Raw genomic sequence first — 208 nt, 5'->3', positions numbered from 1 at the left:
ATGATCCGTGAGGCTTAACCTTACAACACCGAAGGTGTTTTGGTGAGACCGAGACAATATTCAGCTTGTTGACAGATTGGATTGACTGGCTTCGTGATGAAGCGGGTTAATTGAAACGAATTTGCCTGGCGGCAATAGCGCGGTGGTCCCACCTGACCCCATGCCGAACTCAGAAGTGAAACGCCGTAGCGCCGATGGTAGTGTGGGG

The 208-nt window shown here is 51.9% G+C and carries 1 rRNA gene; it reads left to right on the top strand.

Features of this window, described 5'->3' with window-relative positions:
- Nucleotides 1-124 precede the first annotated feature (124 nt).
- Nucleotides 125-208: ribosomal RNA gene (gene rrf, locus HWW83_RS25575) — 5S ribosomal RNA — on the top strand; the annotation flags it as partial.

The organism is Serratia ureilytica, assembly GCF_013375155.1.
GTDB classification, from domain to species: Bacteria; Pseudomonadota; Gammaproteobacteria; order Enterobacterales; family Enterobacteriaceae; genus Serratia; species Serratia ureilytica.
This window is presented reverse-complemented; position numbering and strand designations above follow the sequence as displayed.